The sequence below is a fragment of the Vibrio sp. V23_P3S9T160 genome, assembly GCF_963886625.1.
GTDB classification, from domain to species: Bacteria; Pseudomonadota; Gammaproteobacteria; order Enterobacterales; family Vibrionaceae; genus Vibrio; species Vibrio anguillarum.
In genome coordinates, this window is the sequence record NZ_CAWPDB010000036.1 from 1 (window position 1) to 6,515 (window position 6,515).

Annotated in this window: 9 protein-coding genes and 1 pseudogene; all 10 read right to left on the bottom strand. The window is 41.7% G+C overall.

Annotated elements, in window-relative coordinates; translation table 11 throughout:
* Positions 1 to 430, bottom strand: a 430-nt coding sequence (locus tag AACU59_RS02310) for an alpha/beta hydrolase fold domain-containing protein (RefSeq protein ID WP_161437763.1), incomplete at its 3' end; no start/stop codon positions are given.
* A 221-nt stretch (positions 431 to 651) separates the two neighbouring features.
* Positions 652 to 1,119, bottom strand: coding sequence for a hypothetical protein (locus AACU59_RS02315; protein ID WP_094144587.1), 468 nt, complete (start codon positions 1,117 to 1,119; stop codon positions 652 to 654).
* A gap of 134 nt (positions 1,120 to 1,253) precedes the next feature.
* On the bottom strand, positions 1,254 to 1,850 hold the full coding sequence (locus tag AACU59_RS02320) for a class I SAM-dependent methyltransferase (protein WP_094144588.1): 597 nt from the start codon (positions 1,848 to 1,850) through the stop codon (positions 1,254 to 1,256).
* 159 nt (positions 1,851 to 2,009) lie between these two features.
* Positions 2,010 to 2,447 (bottom strand): NUDIX hydrolase, encoded by a 438-nt coding sequence (locus AACU59_RS02325; protein ID WP_094144589.1) that lies wholly within the window; start codon positions 2,445 to 2,447, stop codon positions 2,010 to 2,012.
* Between the two features lie 140 nt (positions 2,448 to 2,587).
* Complete coding sequence (locus AACU59_RS02330; protein WP_094144590.1) at positions 2,588 to 2,872, bottom strand: putative quinol monooxygenase; 285 nt, start codon at positions 2,870 to 2,872, stop codon at positions 2,588 to 2,590.
* Positions 2,873 to 3,450: 578 nt separating this feature from the next.
* Positions 3,451 to 3,959: pseudogene (locus tag AACU59_RS02340) on the bottom strand (GNAT family N-acetyltransferase).
* Positions 3,960 to 4,102: 143 nt separating this feature from the next.
* Positions 4,103 to 4,873, bottom strand: coding sequence for an alpha/beta fold hydrolase (locus tag AACU59_RS02345; protein WP_094144960.1), 771 nt, complete (start codon positions 4,871 to 4,873; stop codon positions 4,103 to 4,105).
* A gap of 258 nt (positions 4,874 to 5,131) precedes the next feature.
* Positions 5,132 to 5,380 (bottom strand): DUF3297 family protein, encoded by a 249-nt coding sequence (locus AACU59_RS02350; protein WP_026028286.1) that lies wholly within the window; start codon positions 5,378 to 5,380, stop codon positions 5,132 to 5,134.
* A 243-nt stretch (positions 5,381 to 5,623) separates the two neighbouring features.
* Entirely contained in the window at positions 5,624 to 6,145 is a 522-nt protein-coding gene (locus tag AACU59_RS02355) for a GNAT family N-acetyltransferase (RefSeq protein WP_094144959.1), read from the bottom strand.
* A gap of 27 nt (positions 6,146 to 6,172) precedes the next feature.
* Positions 6,173 to 6,515 (bottom strand): DinB family protein (locus AACU59_RS02360; RefSeq protein ID WP_237666630.1); only part of this gene is annotated, 343 nt, incomplete at its 5' end.

Sequence of the window (6,515 nt, forward strand, 5' to 3'; positions counted from 1 at the left end):
CACCGCCATATTTATGACCATGCTCTTTGATACCCAACGTGGTCTGAAATACATCATCATGAGCTGATGGATATGTATGTTCTGGTGCTAATCGGTACTTAATGCAAACCACTATAGTCTCTGATAGATGAGCTAACTGTCTCAGTTGTGCTTCATGTGTTTCAAAACCACCACTAATGAAACAACCACCATGAAAGTAAATCGTGATTGGCAAATTAGCTTTATCGCTTGGCTTATAAACTTTGATTTGAATACCATCCAGCTCATCAACAAACTCATCGGCCATTTCAGGGCTAGAGCCAGCTAAAACTGTACTTGATAGATAACCGGCACGACGCTCAGAAATAGTTTGTTTTGATGGGCAAGGTTTCCCACAAGAAATGAACTCTTCAACGAGTTCTTTAATGCCGCGCTCTAGATAGTTGCTCATATTTAATTCTTCGAATGTGTTCAAAGCTCAATATGATAGCTGAACTCATATTGCTGTATATAAAAACAGTGGTGATTTGTGATGCTGATTAAACATAACGCCCGGTTAAGGGGCAGACAACGCTACTACTAACTTTCCGCATAACACCGTAATCACAAAAACCAACGCATAGTAAAAATGCCACGCGTTGGCTGTCCCTCTTGAAGCGTTTGTTAGAAAAATTATTTCCTAAATAGTGGAATTCTTGGAGCTGTGTGCTCTGTAGCTTTAGACAAAGCTACACTGGCTAGCAAACTTGATATAGCTAATGTCATACTAAGTATCGTTATAGCTTGCCAACCTTGTACAAGACCAAGTCTATCAAGTTCAAACCACATGGCCACCGGCACTGCACCTGCCAACACTCGATAAATACCATGAATAGCAAACCCAAGCTTATGCGTAACTTCATGAAGTTCTTGAAATAAGACTGAAACAACATGGCTTGTTTTTAACACTTGTCTATTAACAAGCCATACAAAAGCGTGAATACAGAGTAAATACAAAAAGTAGTTAACTACGATGTCACCAGGATTCAAACTAGCAAGGCTTTTGGTCGCTGAAAAATTCGGTTGATTACTAACCAATAGCATTGGTACTGATCCAAGTAAGATCGATAATAAAATCTCGGTTATTAATATCTTTCGCATGATTTCTCCATTTTTCTAACGCCGCGTTAAGGGGCGCAGGCACGCACTACAAAAGTTGCTGCATAGCACCTTAACCACTAAACAAACTGCAAACCAAAAATGCCACGCGTGCCAAGTCCCTCTTTAATGCTTTGTTATGTACGTTTCACCGCGACCACGGAATATGTATGCCAATGCTTCATTCTACCCAATGAAGTTTTAGCCTTTTCATCACGTTCAAAGAACCTGACTATTTCAAAGTCAGAGAACAAACCCTTTACCTCTAACTCCGATAAAGGTGTTGTCGGACTACGATAGTTGTGAGCCCAACTGTCTTTGAAACCCATGAAGTCACCAGCAAACACCCCACCTATTTCAATTGAAGATTTAATGTTGATCCAAGTCGATTCAAATTGGTTTGGGTCAGCGAAGAACAAACTGGAATTTGCGATAACTACACCAGATTTTGGATAGTCGAACGACTCAAACGAAGACTCTGCAATATCCACTAATGGCTTTGACCCAAATCTGTCTCTGCAAATAGCGACCGAATCAGGATTAATATCGAAGCCATGAACTTGAAAACCCTGTTGCTCTAGATATTCGATATCACTGCCTGTTCCACAACCACAGTCAGTGGCTACTTTGAGATTTGATTCATTGAGACGAACTGCAAACTCAGTACGTTTTGAATGTGGACGAGATAGTGCTTTTTCGTAGTACTGACGCAAAATTTCAGCATTTTTATCCATACGTTTCTGATTTTCCTTAAAAGTACATAACGCCCGCCTAAGGGGCTGACAACGCATTACCACTAAACTCAAACACAGCAACCGTAACCACCGCGACTCAATGGGACTGGAAACGCCGCGCGTTGACAGTCCCTCTTGAGGCGTTTGTTATGCGATTTTTCACAGCGTGCTCTTAAGTCTCTGCTCAAGCTCCCATAGAGCTATTTTGTTTGAGTCATATTTCAAAAGCTCACTCGCTTCTTGAAAGTCACACCAACGAAAATTTGTATGCTCATTTGATAACTGAGGCTCAGCAAACACTCGAACTGAAAAAGAATATTCAGGCACGACAAACCGATGATTAGCCCAATTCTCATGATCCACATAGTACACTTTGGGGAGCATACACATTGAGTCCAATTGCTGCCAATCACTGCCAACTAAACTAGTTTCTTCTTGAAGTTCACGCTTTGCAGCCTCAAGAATAGATTCACTATCTTCACCACCGCCTGAAATAGCTTGCCATATACCATTATCACTTCGTTGGCCGATTAAGTATCGAGGTTGTTGTTCGAGAATTTGATACGGAAAAACTAATACTTGAAATGGTGCTCTCATTGTTCTCTTCCTCGAATCGCATAACGCCCGCCTAAGGGGCTGGCAACGCATAACACTAAATTCAATCACAACAACCATCACCACCGCGGCTCATTGGAACTGGAAACGCCGCGCGTTGACAGTCCCTCTTGAGGCGTTTGTTATGCGCAACTCACCGTAACTTCATAATTACGTTCAACATTAGCGGAAACTTTACCCCACGTAGAAGATTTAACTCTTAGCTGATGCTTATCAAAAGCAGCTTGATCTCTAAACTCTTCATACACATCGAATCGATATGGGTTTTCTTCGTTTTGCGTGACTTCAAAAATCAGACAACCATCTTCTAATCTCGTGAGACGAATATGATTGTCTAGCTCATTGATAACAGCAGTTAGCTCTGCTTTTGGCACAACAATGAAGCCTTTTAGAATTACCTTGCTCAATTTCTATCCTTTTAAATTTTGCAAATGTGGCTGATTTTTTATGTTATGCAAATTCAATGAGATAAACTGAATTTACACGACCAAAAGCCACAATTGCAATGGTTGAGTGATTCAAGAACCAACCGAAGCCAGAGCCGTGATAAATAAGCCGCCAAAACAAAGTCCACCGTTCAACAACAAACCAAGCTTTTGAATGAGACAAACTCAACAAGCAAGACTTTCAGCAAGTGCAAAATGCTCGATTAACTTGCCCTTTCCACACTTTGCGCACGCTGAATTGGCAACAAACCAGCACCAAAACTCATTGAGGCAAACAAAGAACTTTGCCTGTTTTACGGCTTGAGTTAACCACGAATTTTAGGGTAAAAAAGCTCATTTGCCGACAACACAAAACGAATGGCTGGAGAAATCTAAAAAGATTGAACCCCTAAATTTACCTGAGTTGCATAACGCCGCGTTAAGGGGTGAATGCCGCATAAACCAACTTTCCGCAAGCCACTTTCACCACCAAAACTCACAGTAAACCAAAAATGCCACGCGGCATGAATCCCACTTAAACGCCTTGTTATGTAACAATTTTACGCGTATTTGTAGACATGATCTGTGCGTACAAATGACCACCAATTTCATAAGCTTGAGGCACTATCCTATCGAGCACAAAACCCACTTTTGTAAGTACCTTTTCGGAACCAATGTTGCCCTCGGTAACAATTGCACTGTATTTGTCGATGCCGAACTCTGACATTGAATAATTTATGAGAGCTTGCAGTGACTCTGTACCATACCCGAGTCCATGATATTCGGGCAAAAACATAAACCCAACTTCAGCAACAGAATCGTTAACACAAAAACCTGTTATACCTACTGCTTTGTTCGTTGTGGACTCGACAACAACTAAACATAGCCAATGCTTCGAATCTACAAACCAAGGTGCTAATCGAGATTTAAATTTACTCTCAATTTCTGACTTTGGCAGTTCATCAAAACAAAGCGAAATAACGCTAGGATTCGTATGGAGTTGCAGAAATAAAGGCCAGTCATTTCCCGATAATGGCTTCATCCGTAGCCTTTCAGATATTACTTCCATTTAGCCGGACTCTCCTTGTTACATAACGCCCGCCTAAGGGGCTGGCAACGCATTACCACTAAACTCAAACACAACAGCCGAAACCACTGCGGCTCATTGGGACTAGAAACGCCGCGCGTTGACAGTCCCTCTTGAGGCGTTTGTTAGTTTTTGTGCTGCGACAAGAACTGTTTTAGCATCTCACCCACGAGCTCTGGTGATTCGTGATGGGATGAATGTGCTGTCAATGGGATATTGGCAAAACTACAACCTGCGATTTTCGACTTTAAAGCCACCGCCTCATCCAACGAAAACAAGAAGTCATTATCACCTCGCATTACTAACGTCGGGCAACAAATTTTTTCAACTAACTCATCTGGATAGCCAGTTTCTGTTATATCCAGCCAAACGGCTTTTACCATGTCTACAAGCTTAGGAAAATCTGGTTTAGGATTTGATGCCTCATAAAATGCAACATCATCTGCAAACCTTGATACCCAAAACTCAGCCGTCAAACCACTTAACAATTCAATTGATGGGTCATCTGCCTCCAATCGCCACTGCGAACCCAGTGTCACCAAACAAGACACTCTTTCTGGCTCTTGTGCTGCTAGCCGATAACCCACGATGCCACCGTCACTGAAACCAAAAATTGAGTATTTCTCAATACCCAAGTAACTAAGAACATTCTGGACATCTTGTTGATACTGCATGTAATTAAGTGGGAGTCCACCTAAGAGTGATTTTCCGTGACCACGAAAATCTATGCTTATCAACTGATAGTCCGCAGCTACATATTTGTGAATGGGACTTAACTCATTCAGCGAACCAAGGCCGCCATGAAGCATCAATAATGGTTCACCCTCAGGATTGCCGGAAAGTTCGTAATAAATCTCCGAGCCATTGACGCCTATATAACCATTTCTATTTTTCATTTTGTCGACCAACTGTATTTTTATTGATTTGACCGGAAAAAACTAACGCCCGGCTAAGGGGTTGACAACGCACCACCGAACTCAAAAAACACACGGTAAACACTGAACTTCAATTTTGCACTAAAGCCGCCACGCGTTGGCAATCCCTCTTGAGCCGTTTGTTATATGTTTGGATGAGAAACCTAGCTAGATCTTGAATGCAATGCATTGAATTACATAGTTATCAACACATTGCATGCGGACGGTATAAAATACAGCTTATTTATAAAAAGCTTCAACTTCACCTTTTAACTTAATCAGCATCGGCTGGCCAAAACGATCTTTAGCTTTCGGTGAAGGAATTTTCACCCACCCTTCACTAATGCAGTATTCTTCAACATCAGTACGCTCTTTGCCATTTAGACGAATGCCAATGTGATGTTCAAAGCACTCCGCTACATAGTGTGGGCTGCGAGGATTACCAGCAAGGTGATCCGGCAAAGCGGGTTTAGCTGTAGTGTCGTTCATATTCATAACCTAAAATATGTAAAAAGTGCGCTATTGTAGACAATACAAGCCGACCGCTCAACATAGTAAAGATGCTATTTCATATGCGGTATAGAACACAGAACTAGATGGCATATAACGCCCGGCTAAGGGGTTGACAACGCACCACCGAACTCAAAAAACACACTGTAAACACTGAACTTCAATTTTGTACTAAAGCCGCCACGCGTTGACAATCCCTCTTGAGCCGTTTGTTAGGTGAATTTATACCGCTGAAATATAAACACAAACCTCTCGCTCACCACCTTGCATACGAAGTGTTTGGTTTTCTATGTAAGTAACACCAAGTTTATCGATAACTGACTTTGAACGTTCATTGCCAACAAGATGCATAACCTTTAACTCTGTCAATCCATGACATTCTATTGCGTACTCTATTAATGCCTTTGAAGCTTCTGTCGCATAACCTTGCCCCCAAAAATCGACACCCAACCAATAACCTAAGATACCTTGGCCATCTTTTAAACTCGGCAAACTCACTGCACCAATAAGCTCGTACGATTCTTTATGTACAACCGCATAAACAATACTCTCACCGCTGGCAAAGCCGGTTTCATGTGTTTCAATCCATGAAATTGCATCTGACACTTCGTATGGATGCGGTATGTTTGCCGTCATCTCTGCGATTCGTTTATCGCCAGCCAATACTGATACTTGCTCTGCATCAGACAGCTCAAATGGCCTAAGGATTAAACGTTCCGTTTCTAAAACTAAAACTTGCTGCATTATTCCACCAATTCACCTAACGCCCGCTTAAGGGGCAGACAACGCTATTACTAGCTTTCCGCATAACACCGTAATCACAAAAACCAACGTATAGTAAAAATGCCATGCGTTGGCTGTCCCTCTTGAGGCCATACCTCGATGATTACTGCCATGCGTCAGTAAATGAAACAAAATTTCTTCTATTGTTAACTGTCCAAAACCACCATCGATAAAACGGAAAATCACATTACGTTTGAGTTCGTCTACACTCACTGATTTTGTAAAATCAATAAGCCATGAGTCATGCTCATTTATTATTCGTCGTAACTCAGACAATGAAGGAGTCTCGACGGTATTGTCACCACTGTACTTTTCAGGCTCACCTAAAATA

Bases quoted from the DNA above. Each gene is read 5' to 3' on its own strand.
- AACU59_RS02350 (WP_026028286.1), bottom strand. From the start codon at position 5,380: ATGAACGACACTACAGCTAAACCCGCTTTGCCGGATCACCTTGCTGGT.
- AACU59_RS02345 (WP_094144960.1), bottom strand. From the start codon at position 4,873: ATGAAAAATAGAAATGGTTATATAGGCGTCAATGGCTCGGAGATTTAT.
- AACU59_RS02320 (WP_094144588.1), bottom strand. From the start codon at position 1,850: ATGGATAAAAATGCTGAAATTTTGCGTCAGTACTACGAAAAAGCACTA.
- AACU59_RS02315 (WP_094144587.1), bottom strand. From the start codon at position 1,119: ATGCGAAAGATATTAATAACCGAGATTTTATTATCGATCTTACTTGGA.
- AACU59_RS02355 (WP_094144959.1), bottom strand. From the start codon at position 6,145: ATGCAGCAAGTTTTAGTTTTAGAAACGGAACGTTTAATCCTTAGGCCA.
- AACU59_RS02325 (WP_094144589.1), bottom strand. From the start codon at position 2,447: ATGAGAGCACCATTTCAAGTATTAGTTTTTCCGTATCAAATTCTCGAA.